The sequence below is a fragment of the Maribacter sp. Asnod1-A12 genome (assembly GCF_045063735.1).
Classification (GTDB): domain Bacteria; phylum Bacteroidota; class Bacteroidia; order Flavobacteriales; family Flavobacteriaceae; genus Maribacter.
On the sequence record NZ_JBEFNZ010000006.1, the window covers coordinates 820318 to 843941 of the forward strand.

A 23624-nucleotide genomic window follows, 5' to 3' on the forward strand; every position below is an offset into this window, starting at 1 on the left:
ATTTTTAAAATTGACAGAATACGCACACGAAGACTATTATAATTTGGTATTTTTAATAGCTTACAACAACAACTAATTTTCAACACAACTTAAAACATGACTAGTAAAAATTCAAGAAGATCGTTTATAAAACGAGCTTCAATTACCTCTGCCGCATTGAGCACAGCTCCATTTATTCTTGCAACATCAAAAAATGAAACTCAGCTATTATACAGAGATTATTCTTATCAAGACTTTGGTGTAAATGATCAAATTAACATAGCTCTTATAGGCACTGGCATTCAAGGTATTTATGACACCCAAGCAGCCTTACAGGTAAAGGGAGTGAAATTGGTGGCTGCGTGTGATCTATATACCGGTAGACTAGAACGTGCAAAAGAACTTTGGGGTGAAGACATTTTTGTAACAAGAGATTATCGTAAGATTTTAAATAGAAAAGATGTTGATGCCGTATTAATTGCCACTCCAGACCATTGGCACCAGACTATTACCGTAGCTGCCTTAAAAGCAGGTAAGCATGTGTATTGCGAAAAACCTATGGTTCAAAACTTCAAAGAAGGTCAAGAAATTATTATTGCCCAACGAGCCTCTGGCAAAATATGCCAAATTGGTAGTCAAGGCATGGCTTCTCTTGGCAATGAAAAAGCAAAAGAACTTTATGAAGACGGGGCAATCGGTGATATTGTAATGCTAGATATGTATAACGATAGATATTCTGCCGAAGGTGCATGGCAATATCCAATACCTACAGATGCAAATAAGCTAACTGTTGATTTTGATACTTTCTTAGGAAGCGCACCTAAAGTGACTTACGATAACAATCGTTTTTTTAGATGGCGAAATTATAAAGATTACGGTACAGGTGTTGCCGGTGATTTGTTCGTTCACGCATTCTCTACGCTGAATTACGTAATAAGCTCAGATGGTCCTAATAGGGCCTTAGCAACTGGCGGATTACGATACTGGAAAGATGGTAGAGATGTGCCAGATGTTTCTATTACATTGTACGACTACCCAAAAACAGAAACCCATGCTCCTTTTAATGCAGCCTTTCGTATTAATTTCATTGCCGGTAGTGGCGGTGGGGGAGGTTTTAAACTAATTGGCACCGAAGGTGAAATGGAAGTAGGTCAAAATTCAGTTACTGTAAATCGTTCAAAATTAAGTTTAGAACCAACTGGCTATTCTATGATTTCGTTTACCGAAGACATGCAAAAAGAAATTAATAAAGAATATGCTTCTAAAAATTTAAATACAAGAGCAAGCAGTTTAAAAACAGGAAGTGCTACTTGGCAAGCCCCTCGAAATTATAAAGGAGCTCATTATGACCATTTTTATAATTTCTTTACTGCTATTAGAACAAGCGGCAGTGTAATTCAAGATCCAAAATTTGGATTAAGAGCTGCAGGTGCGGCTCTATTGGCGAACGAAAGCTATTCTAGAAAACAACCTGTAAACTGGAACCCGACAGAAATGAAATTAATTTAATCTTCTTCTACGTCTACGAATTGAATATGGCGTTCCAAATTCTCTTCTATTGAAATAAAAGATTCTATACCACGTATACCCGAAATACTTAGAATTTCATCTTGATACACTTGTTTGTAGTGAAAACTATCTCTAGCATGCATTTTTATAAAAATGTCATATTTACCGGTTACGTGGTGTATTTTCACTACCTCTTCAATATCGTTTAACCGTTTCATTACTTTTTTAAATAGGCTTATTTCACTAAGAAAAATACCCAAAAAGATGGTCATTTTCCAGCCCATTTTGGCATAATCCAAACTTAAAGTGGCTCCTGTTATCAAACCCATCTCTCTCATTTTTCGCATTCTCATGTGAACGGTGCCCGGAGAAACAATTAGCTTTTTGGCGACATCCGTATATGGTGTTTGTGCATTCTCTGCCAAAATATTTAAAATACTAAAATCAACTTGGTCTAATTTATTCCTCATCTGTTCTATATTAAAACATCCTCCACAATAAAATTCAATTCCTATTGAACTATTGTAAGGTTTTAACCTATTTTAACAAATTTAATTTATAGTTATGTATTTTTTAGTAATAATACCGCAATAAAAAAGCCAATTAATGACGTATTGTTTATTATTTACTAATCAAATTGACAAATACATAAAAAGTACTTTTTGCTGAAATAATATCAATTCTACATACTTTAAAATTATAAGGGCATATAAATTAAAATATTGATAGTTTATTGACAAAATACCAGTGATAATTCAATTTATCATGGAACTACAACCCAATTTATATTTCAATATAATTAAGGTTGTTTTTATTTCTATACTACAATTGATAATATTGTGTAGCCAGAAATACTTGTATTTCTTGTAGTTAAATCAACATTATACCAGTTTAAAAACGGTTACAACAAAATTCAAAATACTTGATTGGAAGCCATTGTTTTAAACAAAAAAAACAAATTCTAATCTTTCAAACTTAAACAGATATGAAAACAACAGTAAACAGAAGAGATTGGCTTAAAAAAGGAGTACTTACTGCAGCGGGTGTTATGGCGGCACCATATTTAACCTATGGAGCTTTTCCTTCACAAACTATCACCTTAGATGCAAAAGGCAATATTCCTTATACACCTTTTTTCAAGGAATTTTTACCATACGCACCAACACAACCATTGGAACTTGCAGCAAAATTGAATGCAAATGAGAACCCACACGGTCCATCACCTATGGCAGTATCTGCAATGCAAGAATATGCGCCTAAAGGAAATCGTTACGCTTGGAAAGAGTTGTATCAATTGATGGATAAGATTGCTGTTGAAGAAGGGGTTAAGCAAGAGAATATTATGATGGGTCCGGGGTCGTCTGATCTCTTAGAGAAAACGGCCATGGTATTTTTTCAAAATGGAGGTAATATCGTTTCTGCTGACCCAGCTTATATGTCACTTATAAAAGTTGCCGAGGCAACAGGTGCAACATGGAAGCCTATACCACTTAAAAAAGATTGGTCTCACGATTTGGCCGCTATGGAAGCTGCTGTTGATGATGAAACAAAACTAGTATACATCTGCAACCCCAACAACCCAACAGGTAGTATGACAGACCATGCAGAATTGATTGATTTCTGCTCTCGCGTATCTGAAAAGACACCGATTTTCATTGATGAGGCATACTTAGGTTTTTTAGATGACGCTGCTGAAAAGAGTATGGTCTCACTTATAAACGAAGGAAAAAATGTAATTATCGCACGTACTTTTTCTAAAATACAAGGTATGGCAGGTTTACGTGTAGGTTATGTTGTCGCGCAACCAGAAACTTTAGACATTATTCAGAAAATTACGCGTGGCGGTATGGGAATTTCGTTACCCTCTGTTTATGCAGCAATGGCTAGTATGGAAGATGTTGCTTTTAAAAATAAAACTAGAGAATTAAATAAAGAGTGTAGAGAATATGTGTACGCGAACCTTGATAGATTAGGATTTGAGTATGTTCCCTCTTCCACAAGTTTTATAATATTTCCAATAGAAATGGACGGTAAACCTTTCTTAGAAAAAATGACCGCCGAAGGTATTGGAGTAAGAGCTTTTGAAATCTATGGAAAGAACTGGTGCAGAGTTAGTATGGGTACTATGGACGAAATGAAGTTATTCACGACTGCACTAGAAAAAGTGCTCGTTTAAATTTGAATTAGTCCAGGAGTTGAAAGAAAGGATGATTGCCTTGACACAAAAAACCTGAATTCAGCTCCTAGTGACTATTATTGATTTTTTACATACACTAGAAATAAGAAACCTTCCAACATATGAATTTTGCACTTCAAAAAACCCTTGAGCTAGTATTAATAATAGGTATTGGAGTATTTTTACAAAAAAAGGTTGCCAAGCAAGATTTAAAAGGTGTAAAAGTTCTTATTCTAAGTGTTGCGCTACCTGCAACAATATTTGTAGCCCTATTAAAAATAGAACTCAATGGAACTTTATTAGTTTATCCACTAGTAGCTCTAACTTTTAATCTTCTCATGTTATTGGCGACAAAATACTTCTTGGCAACATCTTTACACAAAGAAGAGAAAAGTAAAAAACGGACCTTAATGATGCTTTTACCTTCTACTGCACCTGGTCTTTCATGTTTTCCTTTTATCGTAGCCTATTTAGGTGATGACACCTTAGCATTGGCTGCGCTAGCAGATATAGGAAACAAAATATTTGTTCTAATACTACTTTACATGTTAGCCATGCATTGGTATAGAAAAAACGCAGTCATCGAAAAACAAGAATCTTCTTCAGCAAAATTAAAAGGGCTTTTTATTTCATTGATCAACGAACCCATAAACATAGTTATAGTAGTTGGTTTATTAATGTTAGGCTTTGGATTAAACCTTTCTTCCTTACCCACATTTTTTCAAAATACTGCTTTGAGCATTAAAGATTTAATGACTCCGTTAGTATTACTTTTCATTGGTATGGCTGTTAGAATCAATAGAGGGGAATTTAAATTAATTATCTCTATGCTTTTTCGAAGAATGGGACTTGCTTTTTTATTAAGCGGACTTTTTGCTTTTACAATTCCCGCTTTAACACCAGCTATGATTTTGCTTTTGGTAGTTTTTCCTCAAAGTGCCTGCAGCTTTTGGCCATTTGCACATATGAGTGCAATACATTCCATGGAGGAAAAAGACAAACAACCAAATCCTACTTTCGATGTAAATTTCGGATTGAATATTTTGGCATGTTCCCTCCCATTCTCGACTCTATTAATTATTGGAATATTCTCTTTTAGTGAGTATTTCATCAACCCACTTATTTTACTTGGTTCAGGAGCAATTATTTTAGTGATTACATTTGCTCCAGATATATTTAAGTCTTTTAATTTCATCTTTAACCGCGAACATAAGACCAGTGATGAAACGTTAAAAAGGAGCTCTAACTTAACAATTTCCAAGATTGATTATGAAAAAAAATCTCTAAACGAGGCCAAAGCAAGTTAAAATCGAAATCTAATAAGCTTCTTTCATCCATTGATAAGGTGTTCTCTTCATCCATAGACCTCGAGTAAAATCAGGAAAATCTTGAGGCTCACCGTTATTAGCAATTGAAAGTTCAGAAAGTGGCGTAACTGCGCTCCAAGCCGCAGCATCATAAGCATCTAATGGCGGTGCTATACTCTGTTTCGCCGATTCTATAAAAGAATTCAATACAAAGAAGTCCATACCACCATGACCTGCATTTAAGGCATATTCACCATATTTTTTCCAAAGAGGGTGGTCATATTTATCTAACCAAGGTTGTGCATCATCCCATTTATGAGCTTCAGATTCTCCTTCCACATAAATTCTACTACCATCAACTTCCCAGAGTCCGTTTGCACCTTGTGCACGAAAACCTAAAGAATAAGGTCTTGGCAAATTACAATCATGCGTTATTATGATTGTTTCTCCATTTGCGGTATTTATTGTGGAAGTAATTACATCACCTTGCTTAAATTTCACTTTTGCATTAGGATGACCATCACCACCCTCTTTTACAATGTAATTGTGCAACCCTATTCCTTTAGATGCATGCGAGGTCATTGACATAAATCGATTACCACGATTAACATTTGCCATTACGGCAATAGGTCCTAAACCATGTGTAGGATATACATCAGCATTTCGTTTTACCGAATGATCTGTTCTCCATTTTGATTCCGATATTCCCTTATCACCAAACTCTACTCCCTTTCCATATGCTGTTTTACCATCATTAAATTTTACATGTCGTAAATCGTGCTGATAGCCACATCTATAATGCACCATTTCCCCGAACACGTTTTGTTTTACCATATTTAATACTGCCAATACATCTCTTCGGTAGTTCACATTTTCCAATATCATCATGTGCGTACCTGTGCGCTCATGAGTATTTACCAAATCCCAACATTCTTCTATCGTGTTAGAAGCAGAAACTTCAACTCCTGCATACTTACCAGCTTCCATAGCATCAACGGCCATACGCGTATGCCACAACCAAGGTGTTGCAATAATTACGGCATCAACATCCGAAAGTGCTAAAAGGTTTTTATAATCTAGTTCATTTGACCCGAAGACTTTCGGCTCTTTTTCTTTAGCCTCAGATATATATTTTTTAGCAATGGATATTCTATCTGCATCTACATCACAAATAGCAGTAATATTCACATCTTTTCTAAGCAACAAATTCTGTAAATGGTTTGTTCCTCTTAACCCTACACCTATTAAACCAACATTCAGTTTATCTGCAGGGCTAAAATTATTATGCGCAAAACCTGGTACTGCAAAAAGTCCCATTCCCGCCAATGATGTATTCTTTATAAAACTTCGTCTTGATGCCATTAGTCATAAATTTTTAAGAACACTCAATTTATAAAAAGTTACCGACCCACATTAACATATCATCAACTTTAATAAGGTTACAATCGAAAATTGGTATGAATTTTAATCACATTCGCTATTTTTGCCCCGTAAATACAGAAAATTATGACATTACTTTTAATGGCTGCCGGTAGCGGTAGTAGATATGGGAAGCTAAAACAATTTGATGATTTAGGACCAAATGGAGAATTTTTAATGGAGTTTGCCATATATGACGCCATTCAAAATAATTTCGAACAAATTGTAGTGATTACAAAAAAGGAAAATGTTTCTTTTTTAAAAGAGCATCTTTCTAAAAGAATTCCTAGAAATATAAAATTAAATGTTCTTGCTCAAGAACTTACTGATTTACCTGACGGAGTTACTTTTACAGGTGAGCGTAAAAAACCTTGGGGTACTGCCCATGCCGTTTGGACAGCTAGAAAAGTTATCGACGGACCATTTGTTGTTATTAATGCTGATGATTTTTACGGACAAGCGGCATACAAAAAAGCGGCTGATTTCATGAAATCAGATAATGAAGCATACGCACTTTTAGGGTACACTTTAAAAGACACCTTATCTGAGCATGGATCTGTTTCTAGAGGTGTTTGCGAAGTAAATGGAGACAACCTTGTTTCTGTTCAAGAGCGACTTAAACTTGTTCAAAAAGAGAATAACATCATTGATGAGGATACCAACTTAGAATTTACCGGTGATGAACAAGCAAGCATGAATTTTTGGGTTTGCAGACCGTCTATCTTTAACAAAATAGAATCTGAATTCAGGACTTTCTTAAAAGATGATGCACAAATCGCAGGTAGTGAACTGTATATTCCTTTCATGATACAAGAAATGTTACAGGCTAAAGAAATTGAAGTGAAATGTATTCCTTCTGGTGGAGATTGGTTCGGTGTTACTTATGCAAGTGATAAAGAAAAAGCTATGAATAGTTTAAAAGAAAAATCAGATTCAGGTAAATACCCTGCTCCTGTTTGGAAATAATCCTTTTACACTTATAAATCAAAAACCCGTTAAATATAAATTTAGCGGGTTTTTTTATGTTATATATTGACGTAAACTAAAAAGAGTCCGATCTTTACAGAACGGACTCTTTTACGAGAACACTATATGAAAATGAAAAAATTTAATTCGTTTTTTATAACATTGTAAATGTACAAGTAAGGTTAAATATTAAAAACAAATTGATGTCAACTGCTTATATTTTGTTGTCAGATGGTCTATTTTTGTTGTGAACTCAATTTAGAGCTATGAAAATTAGAATAAAAGGTGATTCCATTCGGTTTCGACTTACTCAAACAGAAGTAAAATCGCTTTCTGAAAACGGAAAGATTAACGACCATACTAATTTTGGAATTATTAAATTCAATTATGGTGTAGTTCTAAACAGCGCTATAGAACAATTACGCATCAGCTTTGAAAATAATAGTATTATTTTAGAAATGCCAGAAGCCACAGGAAAGACCTGGTTTACTAATGATATTATTACGTATGATCATACCATGAAAACATCTTCAGGAAATGACCTTTATTTATTATTGGAAAAAGATTTTACCTGTTTAGATAACACCATCGAAGACCAGTCTGACAACTACCCTAACCCGAAGCTGAGTTAACTTCCTTTTCATTTCAACGCTTTTAAAACAGTTTTAATAGTATTGGATGCCCTCTTTACTTGAACATTTACTAAGTTTAAGGTATGGATGCAAAAACAGAACGCAAGGTATCATTTAGAGGATCAGAAGAATTTCTTGAAATAGAATTAAAAGACCCCATTACACATGCCGCTGGGTATTTAGGAGTTCGAGAGGCTTTAAAACATACTTTTAAAGAAATGGGCGTTCTACGATCCATGCGTACATTACTTAGCATGAATCAAAAAGATGGTTTCGATTGCCCTAGTTGTGCATGGCCAGACCCAGAACATCCATCACCTGTTGCAGAATATTGCGAAAACGGAGCAAAAGCCTTGGGTGATGAAGCAACTACAGAAAAAATTAGCACAAGTTTTTTTCAAAAAAATTCAGTTGAAGAATTATCTAAACTGACCGATTACCAGTTAAATAAATTTGGTCGTTTGGTAGAGCCTATGGTCTTAAAACCTGGTAGTGTTCATTACGAACCAATTTCTTGGCAAGCAGCTTTTGATTTAATAGCAGCTGAATTAAAAAAATTGAATAATCCCGACGAGGCTATTTTCTATACCTCTGGCAGGTCTAGCAACGAAGCTGCATTTTTATACGGTATGTTTGCTCGCGCATTAGGCACCAACAATTTACCCGATTGCTCAAACATGTGCCACGAAAGTAGCGGTGTTGCTTTAGGCGAAACTTTAGGTATAGGTAAGGGCTCTACAACTTTAGAAGACCTATATGAAGCTGAAGTGATTTTAATTGTGGGTCAAAACCCAGGCACCAACCACCCAAGAATGTTATCTGCTTTAGAAAAATGCAAGCAGAACGGTGGTAAGGTGATAAGTATAAATCCGCTTGAAGAGTCAGGTTTAGTGAATTTTAAAAATCCACAGCACCTTGGTGGGTGGATCGGGGGCGGCGAAGACATGGCCGATATTCATTTACCGGTCAACATTAACCAAGACATACCCTTAGTGAAATTGATATTGAAGAAACTAGTCGCAATAGAAGAAAAATCAAATGATGTTTTTGACCATGAATTCATTGAAAGATATACAGATGGATATGAGTCTTTAATTTCTGATTTAAAAAACTACAACTCAAAAGAGCTATTAGCACAAACAGGTGTATCTGAAGAAAAAATAGATGAAACCGTAGCATTACTAGCTAACAAATCAAAAATTATAGTGTGTTGGGCGATGGGACTGACCCAACATAAAAATGGTGTAGAAAATATTAGAGAGTTCATTAATCTTCTTTTACTTAAGGGAGCCATAGGCAAACCAAATACCGGTACCTGCCCTGTTCGTGGTCATAGCAATGTACAAGGAGACCGCAGCGTTGGTATTCAGCATTTTGTTGATAAGGCAATGAACGAACGTATTAAAGAACACTTAGGTTTTACACCGCCAGATCATGAAGGTGTTGACGTTGTGGGCACCCTAAAAGCAATGTATGAAGGCAAGGCAAAAGTATTTATGTGTTTAGGCGGTAACTTTTTAATGGCAGCATCAGATACCGAGTATACTGCAAAGGGTATTCAAAACTGTGACCTTACCGTACAGATCAGTACAAAACTGAACAGAACACATTTAATTACCGGTAAAACAGCTCTTATTCTACCTACTATTGGCAGATCAGAGAAAGACATGAAAGACGGAAAACCTCGTCATTTTACCGTCGAAAATAGTATGGGGCGTGTAAAACGCTCTAAAGGAATACTTAAACCGGCAGCAGATACCATTATGAGCGAACCAGAGATAATCGCAAATATGGGCTATGCTTATTTTGGTGAAGACCATTCTATGAATTGGCAAATGCTTGGAAATGATTATGAATTAATAAGAACCCAAATAGACCAAGTAGCTAAAGGTTTCAGCAAAACAGAAGAACGTTCTGTTGGTGCTGGCTATTACTTACCAAATAATGTTCGTGAGTTAGACTTTAGCATGCTGCCCAATGGAAAGGCTCAATTTACCATTAATAAATTACCAGAACATAAATTGGCAAAAGACGAATACATGTTAATGACCATTCGTTCTCACGATCAATTCAACACCACCATTTATGGTTTAGATGATCGTTACAGAGGAGTATATAATGCAAGACGAATAATTTTCATGAATATTAATGACATGAAAGCCGTAGGGCTTAACAAATTAGATGTTGTAGATATTACCAGTACTTATGATGAAATTATTAGAACCGCAAATAATTTCAAGGTTGTGCCATATAATATTCCGTCAGGTAATTTAGCTTCTTATTTTCCTGAAACCAACGTACTAGTGCCTTACAACCATTTCGCAGATCGTAGCAAAACACCTATAAGCAAATCGGTTAAGGTGAGATTAGTAAAGAAATAGTTAAGCAACATACCACTGAAATTCAATTACATAACAATCTGGTAACTCAAAAATAAGTTAGTAGTAACCTATCTGTTCACTTATTTTTTGAAACTTTACGGTCATATGTTTCAGTACATGAAATCTATTGAATTGACCGTTTTCTTACATACCCTTCTTGCATTTAATGCCAAGTTGGAGGTCAATCTGCCCCCCTTTACTTTCTTAAAAGTTTCAGTTCAAAAACCTCCAACCATTTTATGAAAAAAAGACCAGTTGATATTGTGGTCATATCTGATGTTCACTTAGGAACATATGGCTGCCACGCCAAAGAGCTTTTAAAATATATGAAATCTATTAAGCCAAAAGAAGTAATTCTCAATGGTGATATTGTAGACATCTGGCAATTTAGTAAGCGCTACTGGCCTAAATCTCATATGAAGGTGATCAAGCTTCTATTAGAATGGGTAGCTAAAGGAATTCCCGTGCATTATGTAACAGGCAACCATGATGAGCTTTTGCGCAAGTTTTCTGGAAATAGAATGGGTTCTTTAAGCATTGTAAACAAAATGGTGATTCCGCTTGAAAATAAAAAAGCATGGATTTTTCATGGCGATGTGTTTGATGTAACCATGCAACATTCTAAATGGGTTGCAAAACTTGGTGCTAAAGGCTATGATTTCTTGATTTTATTGAATAGAGCTATAAACTTTTTTAGCAAGAAAATAGGTAAGGGACCTATCTCTATGTCCAAAAAAATTAAGAACGGCGTAAAATCTGCCGTCAAGTTCATTAATGATTTTGAACAGATTGCAGCGGATATTGCCATAGAGAACGGATATGACTACGTGATTTGCGGTCATATTCACCAACCGGAAATTCGTAATATAAAAACAGAAAAAGGTGAGGTAACCTACCTTAATTCTGGAGATTGGATAGAAAACTTAACTGCGCTAGAATACCATAATGGAAAGTGGAAACTCTATTCATATCTAGAAGACCAGCTTACCATAGACCATAAAGAGGATGTTAAGGAGGAAACGTTTGTCTTAGAAAAGGCAGAGCTTTTTCAAAGTTTGCTAGAAGAGTTTAGAATTAGTGGAATGACACAGCAGAGTAAATGAGAGTACTATATGCAATTCAGGGTACCGGAAACGGACATTTAAGTAGAGCGCGAGACGTAATACCAGCACTTTTAAAACACAACATCTCGTTAGACATTTTGGTTAGTGGCATACAGGCAGATATCAAGTTACCCTACCCTGTTAGATATCAGCTAAAGGGGCTTAGTTTTATCTTCGGCAAAAAAGGAGGTGTAGATGTATGGAAAACCTATTACAGGGCGAATTCTATGCGCTTACAGAAAGAAATAAAGAGTATCCCTGTAGAAGATTACGACCTGATCATAAATGATTTTGAACCTGTAACGGCATGGGCATGTAAGTTAAAAAACAAACCCTGTTACAGCTTTAGCCACCAAGCTGCAGTTTTATCTGATTTAGCACCAAAACCAAAGAAAAAAGATAGAATGGGCAAATGGATTTTAAACAATTACGCGCCCACCAGTCAACAATATGGCTTACACTTTAAGTCTTATGAAGATAATATTTACACACCCATTATTAGAGATGACATTCGTTCTGCAACAATTACAAAAGGGGAACACTACACGGTATACCTCCCTTCATACAGTGATGAGAAATTATTGAATTTTTTAAGTAAAATGAAGAGCACAAAATGGGAAGTTTTTTCCAAACACAATACCTATGAATATTTCAATAAAAATATTCATATAAAACCCATTACCAATGAGGCTTTTGTAAAAAGTATGGCTTCTAGTAAAGGTGTTCTATGTGGAGCTGGTTTTGAGACACCCGCAGAAAGTCTGTTCATGCAAAAGAAACTGCTTGTTATACCTATGAAAGGGCAATATGAACAACAATGCAATGCGGCAGCTTTAGCAGAAATGGGAGTTCCAGTTATAAAATCACTCAAAAAAAAGCATCTAGACAAAGTAAAGCACTGGTTAGATAACGATACAATTGTACCTGTTAATTACCCGGATATGACAAATCAAATCGTTTCTAAACTTTTAGAAGAATCTCTAGTAAGTAACCTCGAGACAAGTTTGCCGGGCATTGAATTAAAAATGTAATTACTATTTCGACACAAACATCGAAGCATTGAAATCTCGATTATCGTGTAATTCCCTAAAAGCCTTCCATATCATTGAATAAACATAAAGAAACCATTTTGAACGCATCAGATTTTGGTGAAGATTTCACATGGGGAGTATCTACGGCAGCATACCAAATTGAAGGTGCACACAATTTACATGGTAAAGAACCTTCTATTTGGGACAAGTTTACCGCCACACCAAAGGTGATTCTTAACGGAGAAAACGCAAATGTGTCTTGTGATTTCTACCATAAGTACAAGGAAGATATATTATTAATGAAATCCATGAATATTAATAACTACCGCTTTTCAATCTCATGGTCAAGGGTTTTACCTAATGGTACAGGAACCATTAATGAAGCTGGTATACAATTCTATAATAATATCATAAATTTTTGTTTGGAGCAAAATATCACCCCTTGGATTACCTTATATCATTGGGACCTACCTCAAATTTTAGAAAAAAAAGGAGGATGGACGAATAGACAAATCGTAACATGGTTTTCAGAATTCACCCAAGTATGCGCCAATGCTTTTGGCGACCGGGTGAAAAATTGGATGGTAATGAACGAACCCATGGTTTTTACAGGGGCAGGATATTTTTTAGGTGTACATGCACCCGGCAAAAAAGGACTCAAAAATTTTCTGCCAGCTGTTCACCATGCAGTTCTTTGTCAGGCAGAAGGTGGCAGAATACTTAGGAAACTAGTACCTAATGCTCATATTGGCACCACATTTTCATGTTCACAGATTACACCTTATAGACAGAACAAAAGAGATAGAAAAACTGCGATTCAAGTTGACGCCTTACTCAATCGTTTATTCATTGAGCCAACAATTGGTTTGGGTTACCCCACAAAAGAAGCTCCGGTTCTAAAGAAACTACAGCCCTATATTAAATCTACGGATATGGATGATTGTAAGTTCGATTTTGATTTTATAGGAATTCAGAACTATACACGCGAAAAAGTAAAATACAGCCTTTTAGTACCCTACATAAGAGCCAAGATTATAAAAGCCAGTAAAAGAAACGTTGCTACTACATTGATGGATTGGGAAGTATACCCACCTAGTATTTACAATATGATTGAAAAGTTTAGCAACTATCCACAAATAAAGAAATTAATTATCACCGAGAATGGAGCTGCATTTAAAGATAAGATAGATGGTCTCCACATTAACGATACGAAACGGATCGACTATCTACAACGTTATTTAACTCAAGTTTTAAAGGCAAAACAAGCAGGTTTAAATATTCACGGCTATTTCGTGTGGACTTTTACAGATAATTTTGAATGGGCAGAAGGTTATCATCCAAGATTTGGATTGGTACATATTGATTTTAAAACACTAAAACGAACAATTAAATCTTCAGGTAAATGGTTTGCTCAATTCCTTTCCAACTAAAATAAAGGCACAAAAAAAGCCGATGCTCCCACCGGCTCAAGCTTTTATCCAAAATTAACATACACACATCTTACTTGCGCAATGCAAAGATATATTGTCATTCTTTAAGCCATGTTAAGGATATCATAGCAAAATGTTACTTTATTGAAAAGCAGGCATACCCGTAATATCGGCACCCGTAATTAACAAGTGAATATCATGCGTACCTTCATACGTAATTACACTTTCCAAATTCATCATATGGCGCATAATACTATACTCACCTGTAATGCCCATACCACCCAACACTTGTCTTGCTTCGCGAGCTATCTTAATGGCCATCTCTACATTGTTTCTTTTCGCCATGGAAATTTGTGCAGAAGTAGCTTTACCTTGATTTTTTAATTGCCCTAAACGAAACGCTAATAATTGCGCCTTGGTGATTTCGGTGATCATTTCCGCTAATTTCTTTTGCTGCAATTGTGTTGCTGCAATAGGCTTACCAAATTGAATTCGCTCTTTTGCATATCTTAATGCCGTATCATAGCAATCCATAGCAGCACCTATTGCACCCCATGAAATACCAAATCTCGCGGAATCCAAACAACTCAAAGGCGCTCCCAATCCAGACTTATTCGGCAACAAATTTTCCTTTGGTACTTTTACATTATCAAATATCAATTCTCCCGTAGCCGAAGCTCTTAAAGACCATTTGTTATGCGTTTCTGGCGTAGTAAAACCTTCCATTCCACGTTCAACGATTAAACCGTGAATACGACCTTCTTCATTCTTTGCCCATACTACAGCAATATCACAAAAAGGTGAATTCGAAATCCAAAGTTTGGCACCGTTCAACAAATAATGATTGCCCATATCTTTGTACTTGGTTTCCATACCGCTAGGATTAGAGCCGTGGTTAGGCTCTGTTAACCCAAAGGAACCCATCCATTCACCAGAAGCTAATTTAGGCAAGTACTTTTTACGTTGTTCCTCCGTACCATAAGTATAAATCGGGTACATCACCAAAGAAGATTGCACAGATGCCGTAGATCGAACACCACTATCTCCTCTTTCAATTTCTTGCATGATGAGTCCGTAACTTATTTGATCTAAACCAGCACCACCATATTCCTCAGGAATGTACGGTCCAAAAGCTCCAATTTCAGCAAGACCTTTTATTATCTGCTTTGGAAATTCTGCCTTTTGGGCATATTCTTCAATTATCGGAGACACATCTCGCTTAACCCATTGGCGTGCAGCATCGCGAACTAGCAAATGCTCTTCCGAAAGTAAATCGTCTAAATTATAGTAGTCTGGTGCTTCAAATAAATCTGGTCTCATAACAATGCTTTTATCAAATATAATTAAAGAAATATAACATTTTACCGCACTAAAGTTACATTTTTAAATAAAATTCTTTAGTCAAGTCCACATACTCAGCAGTATATACATGCCTATCAGTTTCAATAACTAATTCTGATACCTTACATTCCTTCTCTTTGCGGGAAAAAGCTAACAAAACACGCTTAATGTCTGCTATAGGATTTCCCTTTACATGAAGACACTCATTTAGAAACAAACCTAAAACCGATGCCATTTTCACAAAAACATCTTTTTCCTTAAATGGTATAATTATGGTAAACACGCCATCGTTAACTAACAACTTTGAAACTCCCGCTATTAATTCATCAAAAGGAAGAAATTCATTTTGCCTTGCTTGATCACGCTGTAAATTTCCAGAAGTAACATTTTCTGAATAAAATGGAGGATTACAGACTATCAACTCATACTGATCTTCAATTTCATCAACAAACTCATCTAGACCAGCGTGATAACAATATAATCGATCACCCCAAGGTGATAATTCAAAATTCTCTACACACTGCTCATAGGCATCCGCATCTATTTCTAAGGCGTCAATTACTTCAGCCGAGCATCTTTGTGCCAACATTAATGAAATAACACCCGTACCTGTACCAATATCAAGAATAGATTCTGGGCCATTTTCAACATTTGCCCAAGCTCCTAAAAGCACTCCATCGGTACCAATCTTCATGGCACAACGGTCTTGATTGATATCGAATTGTTTAAATTTAAAGAGTTCGCCCAAAATAAATTATTAATCTGCTAAATCATTTAAAATTCTATTTTTTGCTTCTGCCAAATAACTTCTGCCAATAGTATATCTAATACCCCCGATTTCTACACTATTACCTTCAACTACACTAACTTTATCAACGGCTATGGTATATGATCTATGAATTCTAATGAAATTATCACCAGGTAATTCATCTGTAAAACTACTAAGAGTTCTGTGAATAATATACTTAGCTGTTGGCGTTATAATTCTTATATAATCTTTCAGGCTTTCTATGACCATAATTTCATCAAGATATATTTTTTGAAGTTTCTTTTTATCCACTTTCACAAAAATAGACGGCTTCTCTTCCTTCTCTAATGTGCCGTTACCCGAACCTTTTTTAAGACCAATTACACGGTCAACCGATTTAAAAAAACGCGGTAATGAAATTGGTTTAACCAAATAATCTATTGCTTCAAGTTCAAAGCTCTTTAAGGCATGCTCTTCATGAGCCGTAGTCATAATGACAAAAGGTTTATTATGTAGGGTACTCAAAAATTCTAAACCGTCTAGATATGGCATATTAATATCTAAAAACATAATATCTACTTGGTTGTCTCTCAAAAAAGTCGATGCATCGAGGGCATTAGAAAAAGTACCCTCTAATTGCAATTCTTTTACTCTTTCTATGTAGTTTTTAAGCACATTTACTGCTAACGGTTCATCATCAACTACTATCACTTTCAAAATCATAACACCTTAAGCTTTAAAAAAACATTAAACATCTTATTCTCCTCAAAAATTTTTAAATCATAATCATTTTTACCATACCCTAACTCTAAGCGCTTTTTCACATTAGAGAGTCCGATACCTCCTCTTTTTACAGGATAAACAAATTCTTCTTTCACCAAAGGAATTGAGTTGGATACTTTAAAATCCATAAATCCCCCCCCTACATTAACATCAATTATAATTTTCATTTCACCAATATTCTTACTTGCTCCATGCTTAAAGCAATTTTCGATTAACGGAATCAATAACATTGGTGGAATTTTACAATTATCAAGATTACCAGAAATATTCATATCAACCTTCAATGAATCATCGAACCGAATACGCTCCAAATCTATATAATTTCTTATACAATTAATTTCACTCGTTAAATCTTGCCGTTGCTTTTTTGTTGCATATAAAAGATATCTCATTAGCTCAGACAACTTTAAAACTACTTCTGGTGCTTGATCAGATTTTTCTAGCGTTAACGAATATATATTATTCAAAGTGTTAAAGAAAAAATGGGGAGAAACTTGTGAGCGTAAAAATCGAAGTTCCGTTTTAAGTTGTCGTTTTTCTAAATCATGAAGTTTACTACTTTCTCTTAGCCAGTCTATGGTAAGTTTTATAGCCGTAAAGAAAGAAATCACATAAACTTCACCTATCATTGTTTGTACAGCATAACCTACTGTTAAACTGTCTATTATCTCTAAACTTTCTGGCATTACATCGGTACTAACTAAGTAATAGGTTAAGTTATATTTTACCAATAACATTATAAATAATGACAAAAGAATGTAGATAACATACTGAACATACTTTTGAGTATAAATAAACTTTGGCATTAAATAATATGCATTTAAATACGCCAAAAACATATGTATAGGAAAGCCTATTAAATTGGTTTGCAGAGAAAGTAAAAAATCATTGTGAATGAATGACCAACGAAAGGTATTAAAGATGAAATAAATTGACCAAAATAAAAAATGATGCCATGGTTTAATTTCACTTGTGCCAAAGAATTTAGGTTTACGCAAAAACTTTCTTAATCTTATATCCATAGGCTAAATGCACTTTTTTTCACTGACTTTATTTGACGTTGAGCATCAATCTTTTGTTGTTAGGCTAAAAATCTTCAGATTCCTCAATTTTTTAAAAATATTCAGTATCAATAATAGAACAGGTAAAAAATTAATTATGGTTAAATGTACTTAAAAACTACATTAGCATACCCCAAAATTGCAGGAGATAAATTGTTAACACGCAATTCTCAAAGTTACTCTTCTAGCAGAACAAATTAAAGTAGAAGAATTAACTTGTATAGGATCCTACTAGCACACAATGTTCTATTGACTTTAACTACCCCACTTTATCAACTATCTAATAACTATTTATAAAAATAGAGTTATGGCAATTATCAATAAAAATTCTTTGAAATCAAAAAAGGCAATTGCTCTACTTTTATTTCTTCTATACTTAGGATCCATTTCTTTGGCCGCACAAGAAATACCAAAAACCTACGTAGTTCAAAACACTAATGAAGACATCCAAATTGATGGTAAAATGGACGAAGCTTCATGGAAAAAAAGCGACTGGTCTAGTAACTTCATCGATATAGAAGGAATAAAAGAACCATTGTATGACACAAAGTTTAAAATGCTTTGGGATGATTTTAATATCTATTTTTTTGCCGAATTAAAAGAACCACATGTTTGGGGAACCTTAAAACAAAAAGACACAATTATTTTTTACAATAATGATTTTGAAATCTTTCTAGACCCAGATGGCGACACTCATAATTATTATGAATTTGAAATGAATGCTCTTAATACTATTTGGGATCTTTATTTGTCCAAGCCATACAGAAACAATGGTTATATTTTAGATGGGTGGGATTTTAAAGGAATTAAAACTGCAGTTCATGTAAATGGAACTTTAAACAATGCGACAGATATAGATAAAGGGTGGTCAGTAGAAATTGCAATACCATGGTCATTCACGACAGCGCCAGGCGGAAACACACAAGTTCCAGTAAATAAATCTTGGAGGATAAATTTTTCTCGAGTGAATTGGAATTTTGATTTAAACAATGGCAAGTACTCTAGAAAAACTGATAATTCTGGAAATTTTCTACCAGAATACAATTGGGTCTGGTCTCCACAAGGTGTTATAAACATGCATGAACCAGAACATTGGGGCTATATCTATTTCAACAAAGATTCAGGCGTAACTGAGTTCACCATTCCTGAAGACGAATATATAAAATGGTATATGTACGAACTGTACAGGTCTCTAAAAAACAACAATAACAAAGGTTGGGCAGTCAATAGAGGAGCATTACAAAAAGAACCAAAAACTATTAAAGGAAAAAAAATTACAGCAATTTTAGAAAAGAATAATTACGGATTTGATATTTGGGTAAAAAGTCCCTTTACAAATAATAAACTCATCATACACTCTGATGGAAAATTTGAAATTTATCATGATAAAACCAACTAAGCTATTACCATTTTTTGTGCTCTTCATCTTTGCCCTGAATAGTTCTTGTGAAACAAAGAAAGAAACAGCCACAACATCCACCACTGAAAACTATAATTTAAAAGAAACGCCATTTAAACTTTGGACGTGGATTACCGCAGAGAAAACCAGAACCGACGATTCTTTTGACGAAGAATTTAAAAAATATGGAGATAATGGCCTGAATGCCATACTTATCAACACATATGGTGATCCAGAATTACTAGCTAGGTTAGTGCCAATTGCAAAAAAACATAACCTTGAAGTACATGCTTGGATGTTTACCATGAACAGACCCGGAGACAAAATCGCAGAACAACATCCCGAATGGTATGCGGTAAGCAGAGATGGCAAATCTTGTTTTGATGACCCACCATATGTAGGATATTATAAGTGGCTTTGCCCCACCAGAAAAGAATCTCGAGAACATATTTTAAGGCTAATTGAAGGATTGGCAAAAGTAGAGGGTGTTGCAAGTTTTCACTTAGATTACATAAGATACTCGGACATTTTTTTACCTATTGGACTACTTCCTAAATACGATTTAGAGCAAGAAACCGAGCTACCTGAATATGACTTCTGTTATTGTGATGTATGTACATCTGAATTCGAAAAAGAACATCATAAAAACCCGAATAATTTTATTAATCCTGCTATTGATATGGAATGGAAAAATTTTAGGTTGAACAAAGTCAAAGCTATTGTAGACGAGGCATATAGAATTACCCATGAAAACAATAAAATATTAACAGCCGCAGTATTTCCCTATCCAGAAATGGCAGACCATATGGTACGCCAAAGATGGGATAAATGGAATATAGATGCTGTTTTACCAATGATCTACAACAAATTCTATAACGAAGAAATTGATTGGATCGGCTATGCTACAAAACAGGGTGTAGAAGATTTAAAAGGAAGAAATACGGAATTACACACCGGCATTTATGTGCCAGAAATGACTACGAATCAGTTAACCGAAGCTATTCATCAAGCAAGAAGTAACGGGGCCAACGGAGTTTCTTTTTTTGACGGACCCGCGATTACCGATGATCAATGGCAGGTAATTAAGGCTTCACAAAACCCAAAGTAATCGTTTCATATCTTTAATTTTACTTTTTATTAACACGTTGTTAAGCTTTTCACAATAGTTACTTGTCGAAATTTTTAATGATTTAGTAGAATATGGCTCACCTTATAATCGTATTTAATACAAACTAACATAACTCACTCATTTATGAACAAAAAATTCTTTAGTTTTTTGACCGTAGTGTTGCTTCTTTTTTTTCAAGTAGCAACTGGTCAAGACAAAAACGTATCTGGCCTAGTCACAGATGATACCGGATCACCTTTACCAGGTGTTAACGTAGTTGAAAAAGGTACAACTAATGGAACTTCCACCGATTTTGACGGTAATTATTCGATTAACGTAGATGCTACTTCAATTTTAGTTTTCTCTTCTTTGGGATATAAGACTAAAGAAGTAGGTGTAAATGGTAGATCAAACGTAAACACTACCATTGCAGAAGATGCAAGCGAACTTGACGAAGTAGTTGTAACTGCACTAGGTATTCGCAAAGAAACTAAAGCATTGGGGTATTCATTAACAGAAGTTGATGCAGAAGAAATCGCCACTATTAAAACACCAAATGCAATTAATTCTTTACAAGGTAAAATTGCAGGTGTAAACATCTCACAAAATTCAACTGGTTCTGCTGGATCGAGTAGAGTTGTAATTAGAGGGGCAAGTTCATTATCTGGTAACAACCAACCGTTATATGTTGTCGATGGTATTCCTATTGGAAACGGCAATAATGGTTCTGCTAGTTTATGGGGCGGTTCCGATGGCGGTGATGGTATCTCGAGTTTAAATCCAGATGACATCGAATCCATTTCAGTTCTTAAAGGTGGTGCGGCATCAGCATTATATGGTTCACGAGCTGCAGGCGGTGTTATTCTAGTAACCACCAAATCAGGTAAAGGTCAAGAGGGTTTTGGAGTAGAATTCAGCAGTTCGGTCACTTTTGACAATGTCAATACTGATCTACAAGATTTTCAAACAGAATATGGCCAAGGTGTAAGAGGCGTAAGACCGGGGTCTCAAGAAGCTGCTTTAGAAGCAGGTACATCTTCATGGGGCGAAGCTTTTGACGGCGCAAATTCTATACAATTTGATGGAGTTTCTAGACCTTATGAATATACAGGCAACAACGTTGATAAATTCTATAGAACAGGTTCTACCTTTATTAATACAGTTGCAATTACAAACGCTTCTGAAAATATGACCTATAGACTATCTGCATCTGATCTAACAAATGAAGATGTTCTACCAAATGCAGGTTTAAATAGAAAATCATTCTCTTTAAATGCAAGTGCAATTTTAGGTGAAAAGCTTACCAGCAACGTAAATGCAAAATACATTATAGAAAAGGTTCAAAATAGACCTAGACTATCAGATTCACCAGGTAATGCAAACTATTCTGTCGCACTATTACCAGGTAACATTGATGTCACAACATTACAACCAGCAACAAATGCTGATGGAACAGAAAGAGGGTTTTCGAACAACACCTATTTAACCAATCCTTATTTTGCCGCTTACAATTTCAGTAATAACGATGTTAGAAATAGAATAATAGCGTCTACATCTTTACGATATGACATTTTAGATTGGTTATCATTAACCGGTAGAATCGGTATAGACAATGACATCATCAGAAGAACTTCTGTAGAGCCATTTGGTACTGCATACATACCCTTAGGTAGTATTAATGAAGAAGAAAGAAGATACAATCAAGTTGATGCTGATTTAATTTTAGCTGCAGAAAAAAATATAACAGATAAGTTTGCTTTATCTGCTCTTGTAGGAGCGAACAACAACCACGTTAAATCTGAAAATCTATATTTAGGCGGAACTGATTTTATTGTTCCTGGTCTAGAAGATATAGGCAACACAGTTAGTCAATCAAGAAGTAGAGACTATTCCGAAAGAAAAATAGGATCCATATACGGTTCATTAGAATTATCATATGATCGTTGGGCATACGTAACTTTCACAGGTAGAAATGACTGGTTCTCAACATTGTCATTCCCTGGCAAAACAACTCCAAATGATGATTTTTATCCTTCTATCAATGGTAGTTTAATATTATCAGATGCCTTTAACATGCCTTCCTTTATAAGTTTTTTGAAGCTTAGAGGTGGTTATTCTGAAGTAGCTGGTGGTGCAGATGATGCGTATTCTTTAGCTTTAACTTATGAGATTTTCGGAAACCCTATCAACGGTCAACCACTAGGTCAAATTAATGGCAGCACGGTTCCAAACGCTAATCTAGTTGCATTTAGCAAAAGTGAAACTGAAATTGGCTTGGATATGAGATTTTTCAATAATAGGCTTTCTTTTGACGTTGCATATTATAGCAATGAAACAACCAATGACATTGTAGATGTAGCCACTTCAATATATTCTGGTTATGAAAGTGCAAGTGCCAACTTAGGTAAGGTTAGCAATGAAGGTATTGAATTCTTAATTAGTGGTTCTCCAATTAGAACTAATGACTTTTCTTGGAATGTAACACTAAATGGGGCTTACAATGAAGGGCTTGTCGAGGCAACAGATGACGTAAATTCAGATGTAAACTTAGATGAACCTAGAACACAAAATGTAAGAATAACGCATATCGTTGGCGAAACATATGGAACAATAGTAGGTGTATCTTACGAACGTGACGAAAATGGAACAATAGTTTACGAAATTGATGGTGACGGCGTACCTATTGCCGTAGAAGGTGAACGTAAAATATTAGGTGAAGGCGTACCTCCTTTAACTCTTGGTTTCACTAACTCATTCAGATACAAGAATTTTAATATGAATTTCTTGATTGATGGTAAATTTGGCGGACAAGTATTTTCTGGTACCAACACTATTTTATACAGCAACGGGTTACATAAAAATACTTTAGAAGGTAGAGAAAATGGATTAACGGTATCAGGTGTTGACCAGACAGGAGCAGCATTCACAACAACAGTAGCCCCTGAAGATCTTTCTACATACTATAGTGAAATTGCAGACATCGCAGAAGAATTCGTAGAAGATTCTGACTACATAAAATTCAGACAATTAAGTATTGGCTATTCTTTACCACAGAAATCTTTAGAGAACGTATTTTTAACTGATGTAAATGTCTCCTTAATTGCTTCTAATCTATTTTATATCAAAAGAAGTGTTGACAATATCGATCCAGAAAGCGCATATTCTGTAGGAAACTCGCAAGGTTTAGAATATTTCGGGGTTCCATCTTCTAGAAGTTACGGTCTAACTATCAATGTTAAGTTTTAAAAGAG

18 protein-coding genes are annotated in these 23624 nt (G+C 35.2%); 12 read left to right on the forward strand and 6 right to left on the reverse strand.

Going from position 1 to position 23624, the window contains the following annotated elements; genetic code table 11:
- The first annotated feature begins 96 nt into the window (after positions 1 to 96).
- The gene (locus ACJJVP_RS03495; protein ID WP_405410767.1) at positions 97 to 1488 is read left to right on the forward strand and encodes a Gfo/Idh/MocA family protein; all 1392 of its coding nucleotides are present in this window, start codon (positions 97 to 99) and stop codon (positions 1486 to 1488) included.
- On the opposite strand, the gene ACJJVP_RS03500 is transcribed toward ACJJVP_RS03495, so the two are convergent.
- Positions 1485 to 1958, reverse strand: a complete 474-nt coding sequence (locus ACJJVP_RS03500) for an Lrp/AsnC family transcriptional regulator (RefSeq protein WP_405410768.1) — start codon at positions 1956 to 1958, stop codon at positions 1485 to 1487. The genes ACJJVP_RS03495 and ACJJVP_RS03500 overlap by 4 nt on opposite strands.
- Before the next feature lie 515 nt (positions 1959 to 2473).
- Here ACJJVP_RS03500 and ACJJVP_RS03505 point away from each other — a divergent pair.
- Together ACJJVP_RS03505 and ACJJVP_RS03510 are read left to right on the forward strand one after the other, a co-directional pair.
- Positions 2474 to 3664, forward strand: coding sequence for a pyridoxal phosphate-dependent aminotransferase (locus tag ACJJVP_RS03505; protein ID WP_405410769.1), 1191 nt, complete (start codon positions 2474 to 2476; stop codon positions 3662 to 3664).
- 122 nt (positions 3665 to 3786) lie between these two features.
- Positions 3787 to 4971, forward strand: a complete 1185-nt coding sequence (locus tag ACJJVP_RS03510) for an AEC family transporter (RefSeq protein ID WP_405410771.1) — start codon at positions 3787 to 3789, stop codon at positions 4969 to 4971.
- A 9-nt stretch (positions 4972 to 4980) separates the two neighbouring features.
- Here the strand turns inward: ACJJVP_RS03510 and ACJJVP_RS03515 are convergent, their stop codons facing one another.
- Complete coding sequence (locus ACJJVP_RS03515) at positions 4981 to 6333, reverse strand: Gfo/Idh/MocA family protein (protein WP_405410773.1); 1353 nt, start codon at positions 6331 to 6333, stop codon at positions 4981 to 4983.
- Positions 6334 to 6477: 144 nt separating this feature from the next.
- On the opposite strand from ACJJVP_RS03515, the gene ACJJVP_RS03520 reads away from it, so the two are divergent.
- The 6 genes from ACJJVP_RS03520 (at position 6478) to ACJJVP_RS03545 (ending at position 13933) form a co-directional block, all read left to right on the forward strand.
- Positions 6478 to 7356, forward strand: coding sequence for an NDP-sugar synthase (locus ACJJVP_RS03520; protein WP_405410774.1), 879 nt, complete (start codon positions 6478 to 6480; stop codon positions 7354 to 7356).
- Positions 7357 to 7622: 266 nt separating this feature from the next.
- Entirely contained in the window at positions 7623 to 7988 is a 366-nt protein-coding gene (locus ACJJVP_RS03525; protein ID WP_405410776.1) for a DUF7009 family protein, read from the forward strand.
- A gap of 83 nt (positions 7989 to 8071) precedes the next feature.
- Positions 8072 to 10369, forward strand: a complete 2298-nt coding sequence (locus tag ACJJVP_RS03530; RefSeq protein WP_405410778.1) for an FdhF/YdeP family oxidoreductase — start codon at positions 8072 to 8074, stop codon at positions 10367 to 10369.
- Positions 10370 to 10608: 239 nt separating this feature from the next.
- The gene (locus tag ACJJVP_RS03535; protein WP_405410779.1) at positions 10609 to 11472 is read left to right on the forward strand and encodes a UDP-2,3-diacylglucosamine diphosphatase; all 864 of its coding nucleotides are present in this window, start codon (positions 10609 to 10611) and stop codon (positions 11470 to 11472) included.
- The gene (locus ACJJVP_RS03540) at positions 11469 to 12503 is read left to right on the forward strand and encodes a glycosyltransferase family protein (RefSeq protein ID WP_405410781.1); all 1035 of its coding nucleotides are present in this window, start codon (positions 11469 to 11471) and stop codon (positions 12501 to 12503) included. The genes ACJJVP_RS03535 and ACJJVP_RS03540 overlap by 4 nt, the downstream gene beginning before the upstream one ends.
- 74 nt (positions 12504 to 12577) lie before the next feature.
- Positions 12578 to 13933: a GH1 family beta-glucosidase gene (locus ACJJVP_RS03545; RefSeq protein ID WP_405410783.1), complete on the forward strand. Its 1356-nt coding sequence runs from the start codon at positions 12578 to 12580 to the stop codon at positions 13931 to 13933.
- A 141-nt stretch (positions 13934 to 14074) separates the two neighbouring features.
- On the opposite strand, the gene ACJJVP_RS03550 is transcribed toward ACJJVP_RS03545, so the two are convergent.
- From ACJJVP_RS03550 to ACJJVP_RS03565, 4 genes are read right to left on the reverse strand one after another with little or no spacing between them, the layout of a single operon-like run.
- Positions 14075 to 15253: an acyl-CoA dehydrogenase family protein gene (locus ACJJVP_RS03550; protein ID WP_405410785.1), complete on the reverse strand. Its 1179-nt coding sequence runs from the start codon at positions 15251 to 15253 to the stop codon at positions 14075 to 14077.
- Between the two features lie 55 nt (positions 15254 to 15308).
- Positions 15309 to 16022, reverse strand: a complete 714-nt coding sequence (locus tag ACJJVP_RS03555) for a tRNA1(Val) (adenine(37)-N6)-methyltransferase (protein ID WP_405410786.1) — start codon at positions 16020 to 16022, stop codon at positions 15309 to 15311.
- A 9-nt stretch (positions 16023 to 16031) separates the two neighbouring features.
- Positions 16032 to 16745, reverse strand: a complete 714-nt coding sequence (locus ACJJVP_RS03560) for a LytR/AlgR family response regulator transcription factor (protein ID WP_405410787.1) — start codon at positions 16743 to 16745, stop codon at positions 16032 to 16034.
- Positions 16742 to 17611: a sensor histidine kinase gene (locus tag ACJJVP_RS03565; RefSeq protein ID WP_405410789.1), complete on the reverse strand. Its 870-nt coding sequence runs from the start codon at positions 17609 to 17611 to the stop codon at positions 16742 to 16744. The genes ACJJVP_RS03560 and ACJJVP_RS03565 overlap by 4 nt, the downstream gene beginning before the upstream one ends.
- Positions 17612 to 18173: 562 nt before the next feature.
- On the opposite strand from ACJJVP_RS03565, the gene ACJJVP_RS03570 reads away from it, so the two are divergent.
- The 3 genes from ACJJVP_RS03570 (at position 18174) to ACJJVP_RS03580 (ending at position 23619) form a co-directional block, all read left to right on the forward strand.
- Positions 18174 to 19265 (forward strand): carbohydrate-binding family 9-like protein, encoded by a 1092-nt coding sequence (locus ACJJVP_RS03570; RefSeq protein ID WP_405410791.1) that lies wholly within the window; start codon positions 18174 to 18176, stop codon positions 19263 to 19265.
- Positions 19249 to 20373 (forward strand): family 10 glycosylhydrolase, encoded by a 1125-nt coding sequence (locus ACJJVP_RS03575; RefSeq protein WP_405410793.1) that lies wholly within the window; start codon positions 19249 to 19251, stop codon positions 20371 to 20373. Before ACJJVP_RS03570 ends, ACJJVP_RS03575 begins: the two co-directional genes overlap by 17 nt.
- A 144-nt stretch (positions 20374 to 20517) precedes the next feature.
- Complete coding sequence (locus ACJJVP_RS03580; RefSeq protein WP_405410795.1) at positions 20518 to 23619, forward strand: SusC/RagA family TonB-linked outer membrane protein; 3102 nt, start codon at positions 20518 to 20520, stop codon at positions 23617 to 23619.
- Positions 23620 to 23624: the final 5 nt, after the last annotated feature.